At 74.6% G+C, this 20126-nt stretch carries 21 protein-coding genes; 9 read left to right on the forward strand and 12 right to left on the reverse strand.

Annotated elements, in window-relative coordinates; translation table 11 throughout:
• The first annotated feature begins 9 nt into the window (after positions 1–9).
• Positions 10–720 carry a DUF4190 domain-containing protein gene (locus tag ACN265_RS27905; RefSeq protein WP_421410579.1) on the forward strand — a complete coding sequence of 237 codons (711 nt, stop codon included), beginning with the start codon at positions 10–12 and terminating at the stop codon, positions 718–720.
• Here ACN265_RS27905 and ACN265_RS27910 read toward each other — a convergent pair whose 3' ends face one another.
• Positions 721–1557 carry an SDR family NAD(P)-dependent oxidoreductase gene (locus ACN265_RS27910; RefSeq protein WP_194823078.1) on the reverse strand — a complete coding sequence of 279 codons (837 nt, stop codon included), beginning with the start codon at positions 1555–1557 and terminating at the stop codon, positions 721–723.
• A gap of 185 nt (positions 1558–1742) precedes the next feature.
• Between ACN265_RS27910 and ACN265_RS27915 the strand changes: the two genes are divergently transcribed.
• A complete protein-coding gene (locus ACN265_RS27915) occupies positions 1743–2303 on the forward strand; it encodes a DUF4190 domain-containing protein (protein WP_363791383.1) in 561 nt (186 codons plus the stop codon).
• Between the two features lie 126 nt (positions 2304–2429).
• A complete protein-coding gene (locus ACN265_RS27920; RefSeq protein ID WP_421411665.1) occupies positions 2430–3254 on the forward strand; it encodes an SDR family NAD(P)-dependent oxidoreductase in 825 nt (274 codons plus the stop codon).
• A 25-nt stretch (positions 3255–3279) separates the two neighbouring features.
• Here ACN265_RS27920 and ACN265_RS27925 read toward each other — a convergent pair whose 3' ends face one another.
• The 4 genes from ACN265_RS27925 to ACN265_RS27940 form a co-directional block, all read right to left on the reverse strand.
• A complete protein-coding gene (locus ACN265_RS27925; protein WP_421410580.1) occupies positions 3280–5496 on the reverse strand; it encodes an APC family permease in 2217 nt (738 codons plus the stop codon).
• A 106-nt stretch (positions 5497–5602) separates the two neighbouring features.
• Positions 5603–6565, reverse strand: a complete 963-nt coding sequence (locus ACN265_RS27930) for a DMT family transporter (protein WP_204927362.1) — start codon at positions 6563–6565, stop codon at positions 5603–5605.
• 128 nt (positions 6566–6693) lie between these two features.
• Positions 6694–7227, reverse strand: a complete 534-nt coding sequence (locus tag ACN265_RS27935; RefSeq protein WP_421411667.1) for a hypothetical protein — start codon at positions 7225–7227, stop codon at positions 6694–6696.
• Between the two features lie 61 nt (positions 7228–7288).
• Complete coding sequence (locus ACN265_RS27940; protein WP_421410581.1) at positions 7289–8158, reverse strand: PhzF family phenazine biosynthesis protein; 870 nt, start codon at positions 8156–8158, stop codon at positions 7289–7291.
• A gap of 33 nt (positions 8159–8191) precedes the next feature.
• Here ACN265_RS27940 and ACN265_RS27945 point away from each other — a divergent pair, with 33 nt between their 5' ends.
• The 3 genes from ACN265_RS27945 to ACN265_RS27955 all read left to right on the forward strand — a co-directional run bounded on the left by ACN265_RS27945 (position 8192) and on the right by ACN265_RS27955 (position 11395).
• Complete coding sequence (locus ACN265_RS27945; protein ID WP_204927359.1) at positions 8192–9496, forward strand: magnesium transporter MgtE N-terminal domain-containing protein; 1305 nt, start codon at positions 8192–8194, stop codon at positions 9494–9496.
• Positions 9489–10112 (forward strand): DUF1003 domain-containing protein, encoded by a 624-nt coding sequence (locus tag ACN265_RS27950; protein WP_204927358.1) that lies wholly within the window; start codon positions 9489–9491, stop codon positions 10110–10112. The genes ACN265_RS27945 and ACN265_RS27950 overlap by 8 nt, the downstream gene beginning before the upstream one ends.
• Positions 10113–10246: 134 nt before the next feature.
• Positions 10247–11395, forward strand: a complete 1149-nt coding sequence (locus ACN265_RS27955) for an Mrp/NBP35 family ATP-binding protein (RefSeq protein ID WP_204927357.1) — start codon at positions 10247–10249, stop codon at positions 11393–11395.
• A 161-nt stretch (positions 11396–11556) separates the two neighbouring features.
• Here ACN265_RS27955 and ACN265_RS27960 read toward each other — a convergent pair whose 3' ends face one another.
• Together ACN265_RS27960 and ACN265_RS27965 are read right to left on the reverse strand one after the other, a co-directional pair.
• A complete protein-coding gene (locus ACN265_RS27960; RefSeq protein ID WP_204927356.1) occupies positions 11557–11982 on the reverse strand; it encodes a preprotein translocase subunit TatB in 426 nt (141 codons plus the stop codon).
• A gap of 73 nt (positions 11983–12055) precedes the next feature.
• Positions 12056–13405 (reverse strand): S1C family serine protease, encoded by a 1350-nt coding sequence (locus tag ACN265_RS27965; RefSeq protein WP_421411669.1) that lies wholly within the window; start codon positions 13403–13405, stop codon positions 12056–12058.
• 329 nt (positions 13406–13734) lie between these two features.
• On the opposite strand from ACN265_RS27965, the gene ACN265_RS27970 reads away from it, so the two are divergent.
• Positions 13735–14343 carry an O-methyltransferase gene (locus tag ACN265_RS27970; RefSeq protein ID WP_204927355.1) on the forward strand — a complete coding sequence of 203 codons (609 nt, stop codon included), beginning with the start codon at positions 13735–13737 and terminating at the stop codon, positions 14341–14343.
• A gap of 95 nt (positions 14344–14438) precedes the next feature.
• Here the strand turns inward: ACN265_RS27970 and ACN265_RS27975 are convergent, their stop codons facing one another.
• Positions 14439–15908, reverse strand: coding sequence for a leucyl aminopeptidase family protein (locus tag ACN265_RS27975; protein WP_421410582.1), 1470 nt, complete (start codon positions 15906–15908; stop codon positions 14439–14441).
• A 142-nt stretch (positions 15909–16050) separates the two neighbouring features.
• Complete coding sequence (locus tag ACN265_RS27980) at positions 16051–16218, reverse strand: DUF3117 domain-containing protein (RefSeq protein WP_007455245.1); 168 nt, start codon at positions 16216–16218, stop codon at positions 16051–16053.
• A 191-nt stretch (positions 16219–16409) separates the two neighbouring features.
• Between ACN265_RS27980 and ACN265_RS27985 the strand changes: the two genes are divergently transcribed.
• Positions 16410–17228 (forward strand): PaaX family transcriptional regulator C-terminal domain-containing protein, encoded by an 819-nt coding sequence (locus tag ACN265_RS27985; RefSeq protein ID WP_088647021.1) that lies wholly within the window; start codon positions 16410–16412, stop codon positions 17226–17228.
• Between the two features lie 4 nt (positions 17229–17232).
• Positions 17233–18024: an enoyl-CoA hydratase/isomerase family protein gene (locus ACN265_RS27990; protein WP_204927353.1), complete on the forward strand. Its 792-nt coding sequence runs from the start codon at positions 17233–17235 to the stop codon at positions 18022–18024.
• Positions 18025–18059: 35 nt separating this feature from the next.
• Here ACN265_RS27990 and ACN265_RS27995 read toward each other — a convergent pair whose 3' ends face one another.
• From ACN265_RS27995 to ACN265_RS28005, 3 genes are all read right to left on the reverse strand, one after another.
• On the reverse strand, positions 18060–18812 hold the full coding sequence (locus ACN265_RS27995; RefSeq protein ID WP_357928912.1) for an SDR family NAD(P)-dependent oxidoreductase: 753 nt from the start codon (positions 18810–18812) through the stop codon (positions 18060–18062).
• Between the two features lie 64 nt (positions 18813–18876).
• A complete protein-coding gene (locus tag ACN265_RS28000) occupies positions 18877–19461 on the reverse strand; it encodes a hypothetical protein (RefSeq protein WP_357928909.1) in 585 nt (194 codons plus the stop codon).
• Positions 19458–20054: a DNA-3-methyladenine glycosylase I gene (locus ACN265_RS28005; protein WP_204927350.1), complete on the reverse strand. Its 597-nt coding sequence runs from the start codon at positions 20052–20054 to the stop codon at positions 19458–19460. Before ACN265_RS28005 ends, ACN265_RS28000 begins: the two co-directional genes overlap by 4 nt.
• Between the last annotated feature and the right edge of the window lie 72 nt (positions 20055–20126).

Below are 20126 nucleotides of genomic sequence, written 5' to 3' on the forward strand. Positions count from 1 at the left end.
GCGGGCACCGTGAGTACGCCACCGGGCGAGCCGGAGCAGCCACCGTCACCGTACGAGTCACCCGGCGAGCCGGCCGCCCCGCCCGCACCCGTCCCGCCGGAGGGACCGTGGAGCCCGGCTGCGCCCGAGCCGTCGGCGTGGGCCCGACCATCCGAGCCGTCCCCCTGGGCGCAGCAGTCCGAACCGTCGGCCCCGCAACCGCCGGCGGAGGCGGGTCCGGCCGGTGGCTCCCCCGGCATCGGTCAGCCGGGCGGGTCAGCCCCACCGTCCGGGTCACCCGGCTGGACGGGGCCGCCGTCGGGCGAACAGCCGGCCGTCACCCCGCCGGGCGGACCGGCATGGGAACAACCACCGGCCTGGGGGGAGCCGACCCCCGGCGGACCGGCCTGGGAGCAGCCGCCGCCGTGGGGGCAGCCGCCGGGCGAACAGCGGTGGGGATACCCGCCACCCGGGCCGTACGGACCACCGGGTGGCGGCGGGACCAACGTGCTGGCGATCCTGTCCCTGGTGTTCGCCATCGTCTTCGCCCCGGCCGGCATCGTCCTCGGCCACCTGGCGAAACGGCAGATCCGTCGGACCGGCGAGGAGGGCGACCAGCTCGCCACCTGGGGGCTGGTCCTCAGTTACGCGTTCACCGCGATCGGGGTGCTCGTCTGCTGCGGCTGGCTCGCCCTCGTCGTGGTGGCCGGCGTCGGCAGCAGCACCGGCACCGGTTACTGATCAGCGGAACTGCGCCTCCCGGACGCTGTTGCCGCCGTCCACCACCAGCATCTGCCCGGTGATGTACGACGCCGCCGGCGAGCAGAGAAAGCTGATCGCGGCGGCCACCTCGTCGGGGGTGCCGGGGCGGCCGACCGGGGTGCCGAGCCCCTGCTTGATCTCCGCCATCGTGGAGGCCGCCGTGTAGATGGTGCCGGGGGCCACCGCGTTCACCGTCACCCCGTCGGCGATCATCTCCATCGCCAGGGCCCGGGTCAGCCCGACCACCCCCGCCTTGGCCGCCGCGTACGCCGCCTCGGTGGGTAGGGCGTTGACCGGGCCGGCGGTGGCCGAGAGGTTGACGATCCGCCCCCAGCCCCGCTCGGCCATCCCACTGATGAAGGCCCGGCTGCACAGGAACGCCGTGGTCAGGTTCCGGTCGATCTCGCCGCGCCACTCGTCGTAGCTGAGCTGGGCCACCGGGCGGAGCACCTCGGGGCTGGCCCGGCTGGCCAGGCCGGCGTTGTTGACCAGCACCTCGACGTCACCGAGCTGTTCGGCGACCGCGTCGGCGAGCGCGCCGACCTCGGACTCGTCGGTCAGGTCGGCGACGAAACCCGTCACGCCCAGCTCACCGGCCCGCTCGTGGATGCGGCGGGTGGTGGAGACGATCGCCACCCGGGCGCCCAGGTCGGCCAGTCGGCGGGCGGTGGCGTACCCGATGCCGTCGGCGCTGCCCGCGCCGGTGACCAGGGCGACCCGGCCGTCCAGCCGCATGGTCACCGGGTCCGGCAGCGGCACCGGCTCGTCCTGGCCGGGTTGGCTGCCACCGGTGGTGGCGCGGGTGCGCCGGGCCAGGCCGGGGCGGCTCACGTCCCGCCTCGGTCGGCTGCCGGATCGGTCGGCCCCACGCGCGTCGATAGCCATGCCGGCATCCTGCCCGCTCGACCGGGTGCGGGCAACGAGCCACCACGGGGCCGACCTCGCCACTGTGTGGTCCTGGCTACCCTGACGGCGCACCTACATGCGACGGAGAAGATCAGATGACCTATCCCCCGCCCTCCGACGGCTGGTCGGACCCGGCCTGGTCGGCCCAGCAGCCCGACCCGACACTGCCGGCCAGTGGCCCGCCGATCTCGGCGGCACCGGTCGGGAAGGACCCGTACGCCCCGGCCGACCCGTACGCGGGCGCGCCGGGCATCCCCGCCCAGGCCGCCCCGGTCGACCCGTACGCCGCCGCTGCCGCCTACCCGCAGCCCGGCTACCCGCAGCCGATGGGGTACGCCGGTTACGGCGGTTACCAGCCCCCACCGCCGCAGAACGGCCTCGCCATCGCCTCGATGATCGTCTCGATTATCGGCGCGATCGGGCTGTGCGGTTACGGGCTCGGCGGCTACATCGGCCTCATCGGCGCGATCCTCGGCCACGTGGCCCGGCGGCAGATCAGGGAGCGGGGGGAGGGCGGCGCGGGCTTCGCCACCGCCGGCATCGTCGTCGGGTGGATCTCCACCGTCATCGCGGTGCTGGCCACCATCGCCATGGTGGTCTTCTTCGTCTGGCTGGCCAACCAGGAGTCGACGACCGGCTACGGCACCTCGTACTGAGCGGTGGGGCCGCCCCGGGCACCCTGGGCGGCCCACCCGGTCACCCGCACGTGACGAGAACCCGACGGCCCCCGTGACGTGGTGACTCCACGGTAACCTCGTGCCGTGACCGGGGTGGATGGACCTGTGGAAGACGTCGCCGGGCGGCGGACCGTGGTGGTGACCGGGGCCAGTTCGGGCATCGGCCTGGCCGCCGCGGTGGCGCTGGCCCGACGCGGCGACCGGGTGGCGCTGGTCGGCCGGGACCCGGCCCGCCTCCAGGCCGCCGGTGACCGGGTACGCGAGGCGTCCGGCGAACGCCCCGAGCTGTTCCGCGCCGACTTCGCCGTGCTCGACGACGTACGCGGGCTCGCCGAGCGGCTGCGGGCGGCGTACGACCGGATCGACGTGCTGGCGAACAACGCCGGGGCGATCGTGTTGCAGCCGCTCAGCACGGTCGACGGGTTCGAACTGTCGATCCAGGCCAACCACCTGGCCCCGTTCCTGCTGAGCAACCTGCTGGTCGACCGGGTCGGCCGGCTGGTGGTGACCGCCTCCGGCGCGCACCGCAGCGGGACCCTCGACCCGGACGATCTCAACGCCGCGCTGCGCCGCTACCGGCCGATGCGCGCGTACGGCACCAGCAAGCAGGCCAACATCCTGTTCGCCGCCGAGGCGGCCCGGCGCTGGCCCGACGTGCCGGCGTACTCGTTCCATCCGGGGGTGGTGCGGACCCGGTTCGGCGCGGACAGCCGGCTGGTCGCCCTCGGCATGCGGGTGATGCCGTTCCGCAGCCCGGAGAAGGGCGCGGAGACGCTGGTCTGGCTGGCCAACCAGCCGGCGTCCCGGCTGGTCGACGGCGGCTACTACGCCGACCGGCGACTGCGCCGACCCTGGCCGCGCGCCACCGATCCGGCGCTTGCCGCGCGCCTCTGGGCCGCCAGCGCCGCCGCCGTCGGCCTCGACACCTGACCCGACCGGAGCCATCGGGGCCGTGCTAGTCGACGACGTGGACGGGGACGGTGGTGACCACCACACCGGGCAGGGCACGCAGGGCCCGGCGTAGCCGTTGGCCGGTGCGGCTGTGCAGCAGGCGGTGCCACGGCCGGCGCAGCACCACCTCCGGCACCACCACGGTCAGTACCAGTTCCGGCGCGGCGGCCTGCAGCGCCTCCAGGTAGTGCGCCAGCGGCCCGACCACCGCCCGGTACGGCGAGACGATCGTCTCCAGCCGGACGTGATCCCCCCAGGCCCGCCACTGCTCCCGGAACCGGTCCGCCTCACCGTCCTCCGGGGCGAGGTGCACCGCCAGCGTCGGCCGGCCCAGCGACACCGCGTACGCCAGGGCGCGCATCGAGGCGCGGTTGAGGCGTACCACCGGGACCACCACCAGGTGGCGCAGCTCCTGCGGCAGCTCCCCGCCCTCGACGGGCCTGTCCGCCGGTGCGGCGGCGGGTTCCGGCGGCCCGGCGGCGGGTCCGCAGACGACGGCCGGCGGGGCGGGGTCGGGAGATGGGGGGCGCAGGGCCAGGGCGGCGTGCAGGGTGCGGTAGTGCCGGTGGATCCGGTCGAAGAGCAGCACCAGCAGCGGCACCGCGACCACCACCGCCCAGGCGCCCTCGGTGAACTTCGCCACCGCCGCGGTGAGCAGCACCAGGCCGGACAGGATCGCACCCACCCCGTTGACCAGCGCCCGCCGCCGCCAGCCGTCGCCCCGGTGCCGCCGCCAGTGCACCACCATGCCGCTCTGCGACAGGGTGAAGGCGAGGAACACCCCCACCGCGTACAACGGGATCAGTTTCCCGGTGTGGCCGCCGAACGCGACGAACACCACGACCGCCGTCGCGGCCAGCGCGACCAGGCCGTTGCCGAACGCCAGCCGGTCGCCCAGGTGCAGGAAACGGCGGGGGGCGTGACCGGCGCGGGCCATGAAGAACAGCAGTCGGGGAAAGTCGTTGAACGCGGTGTTCGCCGCCAGCAGCAGGATCAGCGCGGTGGTCACCTGGACGACGGCGTACCACGGGCCGGTGGGGAAGGTGACCCGGGCGAGCTGGGACAGCAGCGTCTCGCCGGGACGGGGCACCAGGCCCGCCAGGTGGATCAGCAGGGTGAGCCCGGCGAACAGGACCACCAGCATCGCCACCATCCAGGCCAGCGTGGTGCGCGCGTTGCGCCACTCCGGCGTCCGGAACGCCGGGACCGCGTTGGAGACCGCCTCGATGCCGGTCATCGACACCGCCCCGGAGGCGAACGCCCGCAGCACCAGCAGCAGCCCCAACCCCTGGGTCGCCGGCACCACCGGCGGGGCCACCGGCGCGAACCCCCGACCCGCCGCCCGCAGGTAGCCGACCACGAGCAACCCCAGCACGGCGGCCACGAACGCGTACGTGGGCAGGACGAAGAGGTTGCCGGCGGCGCGTACCCCGCGCAGGTTGCCGGCGAGCAGCAGCAGGATCACCAGCACCCCGAGCGGCACGGTGAACGGCGTCAGCCCCGGCAGGGCCGAGGTGATCGCGTGCACGCCCGCCGCGATCGACACCGACACGGTCAGCACGTAGTCGAGCATCAGCCCGGCGGCGGCGGTCAGCCCCGCCCCGACCCCCAGGTTGTCCCCCGCCACCAGGTACGACCCGGCCCCGTGCGGGTACGCCGGGATGGTCTGCCGGTACGAGATCCCGACGGCGACCATCAGCAGCACCAGCCCGGCCGACAGGGGCAGGGCCAGGCCCAGCGCCCCGCTGCCGGCCAGCACCAGCACGGTCAGCAACGCCTCCGGCCCGTACGCGACCGAGCTGAGCAGGTCGGAGGAGAGCACCGGCAGGGCCACCAGTTTGCGCATCCGCTCGTGCAGCACGGCGGCGCTGGCCAGCGGTGGGCCGAGAAGCACCCGGCGGACCCGGCCCAGCCGCCGGCCCAGGGGGGAGTCCGGCTGGTTGGCCGGTTCGGCGGCGACCAGCCCGTCCCGTCCGGCCGGTGCCCCCGGTGCCGGCCGGAACAGCGCGATCGGGGCCAGCCGGCTGAACCGGCCCGGGGTGGGGCGGTGCCGGTAGCGGTCCAGGGTCGGGTCGACCGGCAGGGCGGGCGGCACGCCGACCCGCCAGTGCGCGCCGACCCGGCGCAGGGCGTCCACCTCCGCCGGCGTGAGCGGTGGGAACTCGGCCGACGGGGTGACCACGGTGCCGCCACGGTCGTCGTCCGCGCTGCGCCCCGCCATCGCCCACCTCCCCCCGCACTCTCACGTGCGGACGGGTCCCGTGCCCGCCGTTCGGGCGGAATCGCGACGAACGGATCTGCGGCGGGCACCCGGGCCGGGTAGGCGGTCAGGGTGCCGGTGGGGCGGCGTCGGCGGGCAGCGCCGCCGGGGTGGCACGCCGGCCCGTACGGGCGCCGCCGAGCACCACCACGACCACCCCGGCGAGCAGCAGCGCCAACCCGGGCAATGCGTACGGGCGGGGTAGCTGCCCCAGCCAGGCCCAGGCGATCAGCGCGGCCCCGGGGGCCTCCAGCAGGATCAGCACGCTGATCGTGGTCGCCGACACCCGGCGCAGCGCGTGGTTGAACATCGAGTGGCCGAGCAGTTGGGCGCCCACCGCCAGCCCGACGATCGCCACCCAGGTGCTGGTGGCGTAGCCGTGCAGCCGTACCCCGCCGACCAGGCAGCCGACCAGCAGGATCGCCGCGCACACCCCGTAGCAGATGGTGGTGTAGGTGGCGGTGCTGATGGTGGCTCGGGCGCGTTCACCGAACGCGGTGTAGACGGCGGCGAACATCCCGCCGACGACCGCGAGCAGGTCACCGGCGAGGGCGCGGCCGGAGACGCCGACGTCCGCGCCGGTCGCCAGCACCGCGCCGGTCACCGCCACCCCGATGCCGACCCAGACGGGGTACGACAACCGCCGGCCCTGCCAGCGGGCGATCAGCCCCTGCCAGACCGGTTGGGTGGCGCCCAGCGCGGTGGCCGCCGCGACCGAGGTGAGCTGGGCGCTCGGCATCCAGGTGGCGAAGTGCGCGGCCAGCGCCACCCCGGACAGCACGCAGTACCAGCCCTCGCGGCGGCCCGCCCCCACGGTCAGGGCACGCAGTTCGGCCCGGCGGCGGGCCAGCGTGAACGGGGCGAGCACGGTGACCGCGAGCAGGTTCCGCCAGCACGCCACGGCCAGCGCCGGTGCCGCCGCGAAGGCGATCAGCGGGGCCGACGACGAGACCGACGCGACGGCGAGCACGAGGATGCCGACGGTGAGCGGGTCGACGGGCGGACGCGGCGGCGGTGCGGCGGAGGACACGGTGGGTCATCCTCACACGGACGGCGGCGCTCAGGTGGACGCCGGGCGGCGGGTCGGCGCTGCCCGGCGGTGACCCGGCATGACGGCGGGGCGCTGGTCAGTGGTGCCCGGCGGCGACGGCCGGTGGGTCAGCGGCGGCGCACCCGGTGCAGGCGGAACGGCTTGCGGGTGGCCCGGACCACGGCCGCGCCCCGGGGTTCGGCGGCCAGCGAGGTGTCCGGCAGGGCGTCCCCGGCGTCCGGCGTGCCGTCCGGGACGAGCCGGGTCAGCGCGCAGCCGTCGGCCACCCAGCGGGCCACCAGGTCGGCGGTCGGACCGGAGGCGTTGAGCCGCTTCGCCGCCACCAGCGGTGCGGAGGTCTCCCACTCCGGGCTGCCCGGGGCCAGCCGGGTCACCCGCGCCGGCCAGGTCACGATGCGCCCGCCGTGGTCGCCGCGCAGGGTCACCCGGGCGGTGGCGGCGTCGGCCAGCCCCGGCGCGGTCTGCTCCCCCGGCCCGCTGACCACGAACAACGACCCCTCCAGCGGTACGCACCACAGCGCGACCGCCGGTCCGTCGCCGACCCCCACCCAGGCCACGGCGGCCTTCTTGATCGCCTCGTCGACCAGTGGCGTCGACCGGGAGGCGTCCACCTCGTCCGTCACACCCGCATCCTCTCGCAGCTACCACCCGGTCGGCACCCGACCGTCACCACCGGCCCGGACGGTGACGGCGGTGGCCCGGTCACCCGACGAACGGCGGGACGAGGATCTCGCCCCGGGCGACCGGCATCACCTGACCGGTCACCGTCGTGCCGACCACCGTCCCGTCCTCGGCGGTCACCGTGCAGGCCAGGGCGGACGGGCGGCCCATCTCCACGCCCTGGCGTACGGCGTACCCGCTGCGGCCGACGCCGGGCAGCAGGCCGCTGGCGACCAGCCACACGCCCAGCCCCAGGGCGGCCGAGCCGGTGGCCGGGTCCTCGGGCACCCCGAGCCCCGGCACGAAGACCCGGGCGTGGGCGGTACGCGTGTCGGCGTCCCAGGAGAAGACGCTGACGTGCTCCACCCCGTACCGCTGCGCGGCGGCCGTGTTGACCCGGGCACGGGCCACCGCGTCGGGGTGCACCGGCAGGTAGGGGAACTCCAGCCCGCAGCCGGCCACCCGGGGGGCCGGGCCGGCGTGGTCGGCCGCGGTGAGCCCGGCCATCTCCAGCAGCGGTTCCGGGTCGAGTTCCGGCCCGAGGGTGGGGGTGCCGCCGGTCAGGGTGGCACCGGTCGCGGTCACCTCGATCGGCAGCACGCCGGCGTGGCACTCCTGGCTGACCGACCCGGCGGGGAACAGGCCCCGGCGGCTGGCGGTCACCGCCGCGCCGACGCTGGGGTGGCCGGCGAAGGGCAGCTCCCCGGTCGGGGTGAAGATCCGGGCCCGGTAGGTCGCGCCCACCTGGGTCGGCGGCAGCACGAACACCGTCTCCGACAGGTTGAACTCCATCGCCAGCACCTGCATCTGCTCGGTGGCCAGCGCTTCGGCGCCGAACACCACGGCCAGGGGGTTGCCGGCGAACGGGCGGTCGGTGAAGACGTCCACGATCTCGTAGGCCAGGGTCGACATGGTGATAAACACTAGGCGCTTAGGCTGGTGGCCGTGAGCACGCCGAACCGGGTCTACATCGCTCGACTCGCCGGAGTCGCCGTCTTCGACCCGAACGGCGACCAGGTGGGGCGGGTCCGCGACGCGGTCGCCCGGATCCGGCCGACCCAGCGTCCGCCCGAGGTGGTGGGTCTGGTGGCCGAGATGCCGATGCGCCGCCGGATCTTCCTGTCCATCAACCGGATCACCTCCATCGACGCCGACGCGGTGGTCCTCGGCAGCGGCACCCTCAACCTGCGCCGCTTCTCCAAACGCCCCAACGAGCTGCTCGTCCTGCAGGAGCTGCTGGACCGGCGGGTGCAGCTCGACCCGGGCGGCCAGCCCGGCGCGGTGGTGGACGTGGCGATGGAGTGCAGCCGGGGCGGCGAGTGGTCGCTGTCCCGGGTCGCCGTCCGCGAGCAGACCAGCCGGTTGACCCGCCGTGGGCACCTGCACCAGGTGGACTGGGACCGGGTACGCGGACTGAGCGGCCTCGCCGACAACCGGGGTACGGCCAACCTGCTGGCCGTGCTGGAGGACATGCGCCCCGCCGATCTGGCCAACGCGCTGCAGGATCTGCCCGACGCGCGACGCAACGAGGTCGCGGCGGCCCTCGACGACGAACGTCTCGCCGACGTGCTCGGCGAGCTGCCCGAACGCGACCAGGTGGAGATCCTCGCCGCGCTGGACCGGGAACGGGCCGCCGACGTGCTGGAGGAGATGGACCCGGACGACGCCGCCGACCTGCTCAACGAGCTGCCCCCGCCGGAGCAGGACGTGCTGCTGGACCTGATGGAGCCGGACGAGGCCGACCCGGTCCGTCAGCTGCTCAAGTACACCTCCGGTACGGCGGGCAGCGTGATGACCTCCGAACCGGTGATCCTGCCGCCGGACGCCACGGTCGCCGAGGCGCTGGCCCGGATCAGGGAGGAGCAGCTCTCCCCGGCGATCGCCGCGCAGGTCTTCGTGACCCGTGCCCCGATGACCACCCCGACCGGCCGCTACCTGGGCATCGTGCACTTCCAGCGGCTGCTGCGCGAACCCCCGGCCGACCTGCTCGGCGGGGTGGTGATCAACGACATCGACCCGCTGCGGCCGACCACCCCGCTGCCGGAGATAACCCGCCGGATGGCCACCTACGACCTGGTGGCGATGCCGGTGGTCGACCGGAACAACCGGCTGGTCGGCGCGGTCACCGTCGACGACGTGCTCGACCACTCGCTGCCCCGGGACTGGCGGGACCGCGACGCCGTGTCCACCCCGGGCGCGGACGAGGCGGAGCCGGACACCACGCCGGTAGGCGGTGACTCCGATGGCTGACCAGCGGCGGACCGAGCGGTTGGACCAGCCGCGTGAGCCCCGGGGCGTCAAGCTGCCCCGGTTCGACCCGGAGGCGTTCGGCCGCTGGTCGGAGGGGATCGCCCGGGGCATGGGCACGGCGAACTTCATCGTCTACATGACGGTGGTGATCGCGCTGTGGTTCGGCTGGAACACCCTGGCCCCGGCGGACCTGCGCTTCGACCCGTACACGTTCACGTTCCTGACCCTGGTGCTGTCGCTGCAGGCGTCGTACGCGGCCCCGCTGATCCTGCTCGCGCAGAACCGGCAGACCGACCGGGACCGGGTGGCGCTGGAGGAGGACCGTCGCCGGGCGACCATGCAGAAGGCGGACACCGAGTACCTGGCCCGGGAGGTGGCCGCGCTGCGGATCGCCCTGGGCGAGGTGGCGACCCGGGACTTCCTCCGCTCGGAGCTGGCCCGGCTGGCCGAGGAGCTGGACGCGGCGGCGCAGCGGCGGCAGAAGCGGGAGTTGCGGCAGCCGGAGCGACCAGTCGGGCGGGGTGAGGGCCGTTCCGGGGGCGAACCACCGCTCGACGAGCCGCGCGACGATCTGGACGGCGACTACGTCCGCGACGGTCACCGCCCGGAGAGCTGAGCGGGCCGGGGTGAACCACCTGATCGTCCGGCTTTGTCCGGTAGGGCGGGGCGGCCCCGGCCGGTCGATCGATTCGCTCACACCCGGCCCCGCTGTTGGCGGACGCCCCGGCCGCCCGACGTAGCATTGCCCGCATGTCAGCTCCTGTCAGCACCCTCTCCGACGCGATCCAGGCCGCGCTGGCCACCGTCAACGACCCGGAGATCCGTCGGCCCATCACCGACCTCGGCATGGTCCGCTCCGCCGAGATCGGCGAGGACGGCGTGGTCCGGGTCGGGCTGCTGCTCACCGTGGCCGGCTGCCCGCTGAAGGACAAGCTGCGCGGGGACATCACCGCCGCCGTCGGCGCGGTGCCCGGGGTGAGCGGCGTGGAGATCGAGTTCGGGGTGATGAGCCCGGAGCAGCGGCAGGAGCTGCAGGGCAAGCTGCGTGGCGGGGCCGCCACCGACGAGCCGGTGATCCCGTTCGCCCAGCCGGGCTCCCGTACCCGGGTCTACGCGGTGGCCAGCGGCAAGGGCGGTGTCGGCAAGTCCAGCGTCACGGTCAACCTGGCCGCCGCGCTGGCCGCCCGGGGCCTGTCCGTCGGCGTGGTCGACGCCGACATCTACGGCCACTCGGTGCCCCGGATGCTCGGCGCGGAGGGCAAGCCGACCCGGGTCGAAGACATGATCATGCCGCCGCAGGCGAACGGCGTGAAGGTCATCTCGATCGGCATGTTCACCCCGGGCAACGCGGCGGTGGTGTGGCGCGGCCCGATGCTGCACCGGGCGTTGCAGCAGTTCCTCGGCGACGTCTACTGGGGTGAGCTGGACGTCCTCCTGCTCGACCTGCCCCCGGGCACCGGTGACATCGCCATCTCGGTCGCCCAGCTGCTGCCCAACGCCGAGATCCTGGTGATCACCACCCCGCAGGCCGCGGCGGCCGAGGTCGCCGAGCGGGCCGGCGCGATCTCGTTGCAGACCCACCAGCGGATCGTCGGCGTCATCGAGAACATGTCCTGGCTGGAGCTGCCCGACGGGTCCCGGATGGAGGTCTTCGGTGCCGGTGGCGGCCAGGAGGTGGCCGATTCGCTGAGCCGGACGATCGGCGCGCAGGTGCCGTTGCTGGGGCAGATCCCGATGGACAGCCGGGTCCGGGAGGGCGGCGACGCCGGCACCCCGATCGTGCTGTCCGCGCCGGACGCGCCCGCCGCGAAGGCGCTGCACCAGGTGGCCGACCGGCTGGCGGTACGCCGCGAGTCGCTGCTCGGCAAGTCGCTGGGCCTCAAGCCCGCCGGACGCTGACCACCGGCCCCGCGCCACGGACCTGATTCACTCGTCCGGGCCCGCGCCACGGGCCTGATTCACTCACGTGAGCCGATGATGCGGTATCCCCGGCAGGGGATACCGCATTTGGCGCTCCATTGCGGCAGCCCGCCCGGCGGTGGTCCAGACCGGACGCGGGGTCAGGTGGCGTCGTCGTAGCTGGGGCGGGGGGCCGGGGCGGGCGCGGAGGCGGTGCTCGTCGCGGTGCCCTTGCGGGCGGCCGCCCTCGGGTCGATCCGGTCGGCGACACCCTTGAGTTCCTCGTGCACCCCGGTGACGTCCGCCCGCAGGTCGTCGTAGACGCTCTGCAGGGGCTTGCGGATCGCCTGCTCGTCTTCCTCGCTGAGCAGGTGCTTGCGGATGAACGCCTTCGGGTGAAGGTCCTCCAGCTGGATGTCGGTGCCCAGCTCACGGCTCAGGTCACCGGTGGCGTTGCGGGCCATCGCGCGCAGGTTGCGCACCAGCCGCAGGCCGTCGCTGATGACGTTGGGCAGCCGGTCCCCGAAGATCAGCAGTGCCAGGAGCAGCAGGACGCCGATCTCCCACCAGTTCAGGTTGTCGAGCACCGCAGGGCCTCCTCGTCACGTCGACCCCAGCGTACGCACGTCAGGGCCCGGTCCGGGAGGGGGTGAACGGCCCTCACTTGGCGTCCGCGGCGAGCGTCACCGAGGCGTTCTGCCGGGTCGACCCGCGCCGGTACTCCACCGTCACCACCGACCCGGGGGCGAACTTGCGGACCAGGGCGATCAGGTCGGTCGGCTCGTTCATCGGCCGGCCGTTGAGCCGGAGCACGACGTCCCCGGCCTTCAACCCCGCCCCGGCGGCCGGACCGGCCGGTTCCACGGCCGCCAGGCGCACCCCCACGCCGGCCCGGGTGGCCGTACCGGTCCCGGCGACCTGGGCCCCGATCACGGTACGTCGGGCCTTGCCCGTGCCGATGATGTCCTGGGTGATCCGTTTCGCCTGGTTGATCGGAATGGCGAAGGCGAGCCCGATGTTCCCCGCCTCCTGCCCCTCCGCCACCAGCGACTTGATCGTCGAGTTCACCCCGATCACCCGACCGGCCGAGTCGACCAGCGGGCCACCGGAGTTGCCGTGGTTGACCGCCGCGTCGGTCTGGATCGCCGCGTAGTAGCGGACCGGCCCGCCCGGCTCCCCCGCCTGCATGGTGCGGTCCAGCGCGCTGATGATGCCGGCGGTGACCGTGTTCGCCAGGGACAGCGGCGAACCGATGGCCAGCACCGGGTCCCCCACCGCGAGCGCGTCGGAGTCACCGAACTCGATCGGCCGCAACCCCGTACGGTTCACCTTGATCACCGCGATGTCCGACTCCGGGTCCTGCCCGACCACCGTCGCCGCAGAAGTGCTGCCGTCGTTGAAGGTCACCGACGCCCGGCCGGTGCCGTCGGCGACCACGTGGTCGTTGGTGACCACGTAGCCGTCGGTGCTGACGACGAACCCGGACCCCTCGCTGGTGCCGGCCGGACCGGCCACCCGGATCGTCACCACGCTGGGCAGGACCCGGCCGGCGACCCCGGCCAGCGAGTCCGGGCGACGCTGGGCCAGCGCGGGCCCCTCGGCCGGGCCGGCCCCCAGGGTGACCCCGCCGCCGACACCGCCACGCACCGCGAAGGCGTACCCGAGGGCACCGCCCAGGGTGCCGGCGAGCAACGCGACGATCAGCGGGACGAGCAGCAGTTGGCGCAGCCGTGGCCGGCCAGGCGCGTCCGGGTCGGTGACCGGCTCCGGCGCGGCACCGGTGGCCGGCACGCTCGGCAGCACGACCGCCGCCGGGGCGTACGGGTCCCGCCAGGGGTCGGCGAGCGCGTCCGACCACCACGGCGACGTCGACCCGCCGTACGGTGCAGCCGACCCGCCGTACGGCGTCGTCGGGGCCGTCTGCGGCGGACCGGGCGGCGGTCCCGCCGAACCCGGAGTCCCGCCGGGCGCTCGCCACTCCCAGCCGTCGGTCACGTCGGTGCCTCCCAGTCGTCCCCCGGTGCCCCGGACCACGACCGGGGGTGGCGGTCACGGCGCAGGGGGCACCCCGTCCAGGATTGCACGGATGCGCCGGGCGGAGTCAGCTCTTGTCCGCCCGCACCCGCGCACCGCCCGGCCCCGCGCCACCCGGACCGGTGCGCCTACCCCGTCCACACGCCAGCGCCGCCGCGCCACCCGGGCCGTCACGGGTGGACTCGCGGCCGAAGGAGCCTCGCCTCTAGGCTCATAGCGCCCACCCGCTCCGCACAACCATCGCCACCGCCCGGAGGTGTCCCATCGCCACGGTCGCCAGTTCCGGCAGCCCGACGGCGCAGTCGTTGCAGTTCGCCGAGTCGTACGTCGGCGAGGACATCGTCCTGGCCACCGCCCGCAGCCTCGCCCGGGAGGTCGGCCTCGACGCGGTCACCCCCGGTGCCGGGGCGGCGCTGCGCCTGCTCGCCGCCGCCGGCAACGCCCGCGCGGTGGTGGAGATCGGCACCGGCACCGGGGTCAGCGGGGTGTGGCTGCTGCGCGGCATGCGCGCCGACGGGGTGCTCACCACCATCGACGTCGAGGTCGAGCACCAGCGGATCGCCCGGCGGATCTTCGTCGAGGCGGGCTTCCCGTCCGGCCGTACCCGGATCATCACCGGCCGGGCGCTGGACGTGCTGCCCCGGCTCGCCGACGGCGCGTACGACCTGATCTTCGTCGACGGTGAGACGACCGGCTCGGCCGCGTACGTCGACGCCGCTCTGCGGCTGCTGCGCCCCGGTGGGGTGCTCGCCCTCAACGGCGGCTTCGCCGGCGGCCGGATCGGTGACCCGGCCGCCCGGGACGCCGAGACGGTGACCATGCGGGAGACGGTCAAGGCGATCCGGGAGGCCGAGCAGTGGATTCCGGCCCTGCTCCCGGTCGGTCACGGCCTGCTGGCCGCGGTCAAGTGCTGACCACGACCGGGCGCTGACCGGCGGCCGGAAACCGGCCACGGCCGGGTGCAGACCGCGTCGGGACGCAGGGCGCGGGCACCCGGCCGGGCGGCCGCTCAGTCCAGCGTCGCCAGCCAGCGCAGCAGGCCCCGCACGCCCCAGCCGGTCGCGCCCCGGGTCAGCTCGGCGTCGTCGCCGTCGGCCCAGGACGGCGCGGACATGTCGATGTGCAGCCAGCGGTCCCGCAGCTCGCCGGTGAACTCGCGCAGGTAGAGCGCGGCCATCACCGAGCCGGCCCCCCGGTCCGGGGAACTGTGCCGGTCGGCCAGGTCGCTGCCGAGGTGTTCGAGGTAGTCGGCGGGCAGCGGCATCCGCCAGGCCGCCTCGCCCGCGTCGGCGACGGCGGCCAGCACGGCGGCGGCCAACTCGTCGTTGTCGCTGTACAGCGCGCCGGTCCGCTTGCCCAGCGCCACCGCGTTCGCGCCGGTCAGGGTGGCCAGGTCGATCAGCAGGTCGGGACGGAGTTCCCGGGCCGCGTAACCGAGCGCGTCGGCGAGCACCAGCCGCCCCTCGGCGTCGGAGTTGGTGCTCTCGCTCGTCGTCCCGTCGTAGTGCCGGATGACGTCGCCGGGGCGGAACGCCGACCCGCTGACCATGTTCTCGGCCAGCGGGGTCAGGGCGGTGACCCGGACGGGCAGCCGCAGCGCCGCAGCGCCCAGGGTGGCCGCGACCACCGCCGCCGCGCCGGCCATGTCCTTGCGCATCAGCTTCATCGCCGGCACCGGCTTGATCGAGATGCCACCGGTGTCGAAGGTGATCCCCTTGCCGACCAGGACGACGTGCTGCCGGGCGTCGGCGGGCCGCCAGTCCAGCTCGACCAGCCGGGGGCCGCTGGCCGAGCCGGCACCGACGGCGAGGATGCCCCCGAAGCCCTCGTCCGCCAGCTCCTGCGGCCCGCGTACCCGCAGGTGCAGGTCGGGGTGGTCGGCGGCGGCGTCGGCGACCTGGGCGGCGAACCACTGCGGGGTCTTCACCGCCGAGGGGGTGTTGGTCAGGTCCCGGGCGAGGCGGGTCATCGCGGCGGTGGTCCGGGCCGTCTCGACGGCCCCGGCGTACGCGTCCGGCGTGGTGGTCAGCAGGGTCACCGCGGTCAGCGCGGGCGTCGTCCCCGCCCCGGTCAACCGGAACCGGTACGAGGCGAGCAGCAGCCCCTCGACGACGGCCCGGACGACCTCGGCGGACGCGTCGACCGGCACCGCCAACGTGACATGTGTCTCAGCTACGGCGGCACGGGCCAGGGCGGCCCCGGCCGTCCGCCAGGCCCGTTCCCCGCCGTCGCCCACACCGAGCAGCAGCAGCCGGGCCGGGGAACCACCGGGGCGGAGCTGGGTCAGTGTCTCGCCCGCCCGCCCGGTCAGCCGGGTCACCGGCAGCAGCTCCCGCGCCTGCGCCCGCACCTCGTCGGTGGGTGGCGACGCGGTGGCGACCAGCGCCGGCGCGGCGTCGTCCGGGTCGGTGGCGGCGCGGACGGGCAGGACGAGGACGTCCGACCCGTCGGGGGTGGCGGCGAGACTGATGGCGAGCACGCTGGACCGTACCTCCGGAGAAGTTGGCGGTGCGGGACCTCGACGACCCGCTGGGGACAGACGAAGTCCCTGAGTCACCGGCGGTGCCGGTGACTCAGGGACCAGGGACCTTCCGCGCGGCACCGCGCGGAGCGTCGGCCGATCAGCCGGCAGCCGCCTTCAGCGCGTCACCGAGTGCGTTGGCCTCGTCGGGAGTCATCTCGACGACGAGCCGGCCACCGCCCTCCAGCGGGACCCGCATGACGATGCCCCGACCCTCCTTGGTGACTTCCAGCGGACCGTCGCCCGTCCGCGGCTTCATCGCCGCCATGTTGTCTCCCCTCAGACCTATACATCAGGGTCGGTGTACTGCCCCACAGCCACTTCGTGTCGACCACCCGCAAGGTACGCGGGGGCGTCGACCACGATTTTCCCTGATGAACACCGCCGGACCCAAACCGGAGCAGCATTGATGTAACAGCATCTAGCTTATCTTGAGAAGGCCTGTCACAATGTGCGGTCATGCAGGCACGGTCGGCACTCTTCGACCTGTACGGCGACCATCTCCGCACGCGGGGTGGGCGCGCACCGGTCGCCGCCCTGGTGAAGTTGCTGGCCCCGCTCGGCGTCGCCCCGCCGGCCGTCCGGACCGCCGTGTCCCGGATGGTGCGCCAGGGCTGGCTGGAGCCCCTGCGGCTCGCCTCCGGCCCGGGGTATTCGATCACACCGAAGGCGGTCCGTCGGCTCGACGAGGCCGCCGCCCGGATCTACCGCACCGGCCGGATCACCTGGGACGGGCGGTTCGACCTGCTCGTCCTGTCCACCCCGACCGCCCGGCGCGACCGGCAGCGGCTCGCCGCCAACCTCAGCTTCCTCGGCTACGGCACCCTCGACGAGCACACCTGGGTGGCGACCCGGGCCAGCGAGGACGTCGACCTGCTGCTGGAGGAGGCCGGGGTGCGCTACGAGCGGTTCACCGCCGCGCACGCCGCCGGCACCCCCGGGGCGATGGGCGTGGTCCGTCGCGCCTGGGACCTCGGCGAGATCGGGCACGCCTACGAACGGTTCGTCGCCGAGCAGCGCGCCCAACTCGCCGGGGTGACCGTACGCAGTGGTGACGAGGAGGCGTACGCGGCCCGGTTCCGGCTGGTGCACGCGTGGCGTACCTTCCTGTTCCAGGACCCTCAACTCCCTCCGGCACTGCTACCCGAACGCTGGCCCGGCACCGCCGCCGCCAGCTTCTTCGACCGGCACGCCGCCCGGCTCCGGCCGGCCGCCGACCGGTACGTCGAGCAGTGCCTCGACGCCGGCAACCGGGTCCCCCGACAGAAGGGCCGTTAGAGACGTGACCGAGCCGCTGCTCGTCGACCGCACCGATGGCGTGGTCACCCTGACCATGAACCGCCCCACCGCGATGAACGCCCTCGACGTGGCGCTCAAGGAGGCGCTGCGGGACGCGCTGGCCGCGCTGGAGACCGACCGGTCCTGCCGGGCGGTGGTGCTGGCCGGGTCGGGCGGCTCGTTCAGCGCCGGGCAGGACCTGCGCGAGCACGTGCAGATCCTGGAGTCGCCGGGCCGCGACCCGCTGGACACCGTCCGGGCGCACTACAACCCGATCGCCGCCCGGCTGGCCAACCTGCCCAAGCCGGTGGTCGCCGCCGTCCGGGGCATGGCCGCCGGGGCGGGCGCCTCGCTGGCGTTCCTGGCCGACTTCCGCATCGGCGGGCCGAAGACGAAGTTCCTGATGGCGTTCGCCGGGGTGGGCCTGGCCGCCGACACCGGGGCGTCCTGGACGCTGCCCCGGCTGGTCGGCCACGCCAAGGCCGTCGAGCTGCTGATGCTCGCCGAGCCGGTCTCCGCCGACGAGGCGTGCCGGTTGGGCCTGCTCACCCGGCTGGTCGACGACGACGAGCAGGTGCTGCCCACCGCGCACGAGCTGGCCGCCCGGCTCGCCGCCGGCCCGACCGTCGCGTACGGGGCGATCAAGCGGCAGCTCTCCATCGCCGACGCGGGCACCCTCGCCGACGCCCTCGCCGCCGAGGCGCAGGCCCAGTCGATCTGCGGGGGCACCGCCGACCACCGGGCCGCCACCATCGCCTTCGTCAACAAGCAGAAGCCGGTCTTCCAGGGCAACTGAGCCGCCCGGCCGGGCGCACGGGGACATGCCGGCCGTCAGCGGGCCACGTACCCGCCGTCGATGGGCACCGTGTGGCCGGTGATCCAGGCCGCGTCGTCGGAGCAGAGGAAGAGCACCACGCCGGCCACGTCGTCCGGGCTGGGGATGCCGGGTTTCGGGTTGAACGACTCCATCCGGGCCCGCATCTCCGCCGGGTCCGGCGCGCTGTCGATGAAGTGCTGCACCAACGGGGTCATCACCACCGTGGGGGCGACCGCGTTGACCCGGATGTTGCGGGCCGCGTACTCCACCGCCGCCGAGCGGGTCAGCCCGACGATGCCGGCCTTGGTGAAGGTGTACGGGGAGATGTTCTCCTGTGCCGCCAGGCCGGTGGTGGACGAGGTGTTGACGATCGCGCCCCCGCCGCCGCGCAGCATCGCCTCGATGCCGTACTTGAGCACGTGGAACACGCCGTCGCCGTTGATCCGCCGGACCTTCTGCCAGTTCTCCACGTCCATCTCGTGCAGGGGCTGCTGCCGGCCGTCGATGCCGGCGTTGTTGAAGATCAGGTCGATCCGGCCGTAGCGCCGCACCGCGTCGGCGACGCCCTGCTCCACCGCGTCGGCGTCACCGGTGTCGACGGTGACCGCGAGGGCGTCGGGCAGGTCGGCGGCGAGCCGCTCGGCACCCTCGGTGTTGATGTCGGCGACCACCACCCGGGCCCCCTCGGCGGCGAACCGCCGGGCGGTGGCCTCGCCGAGCCCGGAGGCACCACCGGTGACGAATGCGACCTTGTCCTGGAACCGCATCGGCCCTCCCTCGACCGGCCGACCGGGCGTCGGCACCGGTGCGCCATACCCGGTGGGTGGGCGGCTAGTCGTCCTCCTCCGGGTCCTGGTTAGCCTCGACGCCCAGCACGAACGCCTGCATGGCCAGCTCGTCGCCGCTGGGCGAGACGAACGCGGGCAGCTCGGCCGGGCCCAGCTCCTGCACATACGACCAGAAGAGCCGGACCGCCTCGGCCCGCGACTCGGCCTCGATCGGCAGGTCGAGGCTGACCAGCCAGGTCCGGCGCGACGGCGGCGGGCCGAGCCGGTCGACCAGCTCCCGGTAGGTGCCCGGTTCGAGCGGGGTGACCGGGCCGGCGACGGCCACCTGCCCGGCCGGCACCGGCGCGTCGAACGACCGTCGGGTGTAGGTCACCAGCAGCGCCCGCCCGTCGTGGCGGGCCACCCGGCCCAGCGCCACCAGCCGGGGCGGCCCGTCGGCCAGCACCGCCACCCGGTCACCGGGACGCGGGGCGGGCCCACCGGCCGGGACGGCCAGCTCCAGGGTCTCGTGGTGGACGAGGCGCTCGGCGTCGTGCCGCCCGGCCGGGAGCAGCACCGCCCAGGCGTCGCCGTCCGGCCCGCCGTCGACGTCCGTCGGGCCGGTGCTGCGGTGGTCGGTCACTGTCATGCCCCCATCTGATCACGGGCCACGGCGGTGCCGGCGTGGCAGCCCGCGAGATGGTCGTCGACCATGCCGGTGGCCTGCATCAGCGCGTACGCCGTGGTGGGGCCGACGAAGCGGAAGCCCTGTTTCTTGAGTGCCTTGGCCAGCGCGACGGACTCCGGCGTCGACGCCGGCACCTCGGCGAACGACCCGAGCCGGGCCGGCCGGGGCGGTGGCGCGTACGACCAGAGCAGCGCGGAGAGCCCGTCGGGCAGGGTCAGCGCGGCACGGGCGTTGGCGATCGCCGCCTCGATCTTGGCGCGGTTGCGGACGATGCCCGCGTCGGCGAGCAGCCGGGTGACGTCGGCGTCGCCGAAGGCGGCGACCCGCTCGATCCGGAAGCCGGCGAAGGCGAGCCGGAACGCCTCGCGTTTGCGCAGGATGGTCAGCCAGGACAGCCCGGACTGGAACGCCTCCAGGGTGAGCCGTTCGTAGAGGGCGTCGTCGCCGCGCAGCGGGCGGCCCCACTCGGTGTCGTGGTAGATCGCGTAGTCCGGAGTGCTCGCCCCCCAGGCACAGCGGGGCAGGCCGTCGGGGCCGGTCACCAGGTCAGTCACCCGTCACACGCTAGGCCAGGGCCCTGACACGCGGCGTCGGGGCCGGGGTGGTGCGGCCCGGCCGATCCCGCT

Origin of the sequence: Micromonospora sp. WMMD730 (genome assembly GCF_049178955.1) — a bacterium.
Classification (GTDB): Bacteria; Actinomycetota; Actinomycetes; order Mycobacteriales; family Micromonosporaceae; genus Micromonospora; species Micromonospora wenchangensis.

Coding starts and splice junctions, on each gene's coding strand:
- ACN265_RS27915 (WP_363791383.1), top strand. CDS start 1,743: ATGACCTATCCCCCGCCCTCCGACGGCTGGTCGGACCCGGCCTGGTCG.
- ACN265_RS27925 (WP_421410580.1), bottom strand. CDS start 5,496: ATGGCGGGGCGCAGCGCGGACGACGACCGTGGCGGCACCGTGGTCACC.
- ACN265_RS27940 (WP_421410581.1), bottom strand. CDS start 8,158: ATGTCGACCCTGGCCTACGAGATCGTGGACGTCTTCACCGACCGCCCG.
- ACN265_RS27950 (WP_204927358.1), top strand. CDS start 9,489: ATGGCTGACCAGCGGCGGACCGAGCGGTTGGACCAGCCGCGTGAGCCC.
- ACN265_RS27955 (WP_204927357.1), top strand. CDS start 10,247: ATGTCAGCTCCTGTCAGCACCCTCTCCGACGCGATCCAGGCCGCGCTG.
- ACN265_RS27980 (WP_007455245.1), bottom strand. CDS start 16,218: ATGGCGGCGATGAAGCCGCGGACGGGCGACGGTCCGCTGGAAGTCACC.
- ACN265_RS27985 (WP_088647021.1), top strand. CDS start 16,410: ATGCAGGCACGGTCGGCACTCTTCGACCTGTACGGCGACCATCTCCGC.
- ACN265_RS27995 (WP_357928912.1), bottom strand. CDS start 18,812: ATGCGGTTCCAGGACAAGGTCGCATTCGTCACCGGTGGTGCCTCCGGG.
- ACN265_RS28000 (WP_357928909.1), bottom strand. CDS start 19,461: ATGACAGTGACCGACCACCGCAGCACCGGCCCGACGGACGTCGACGGC.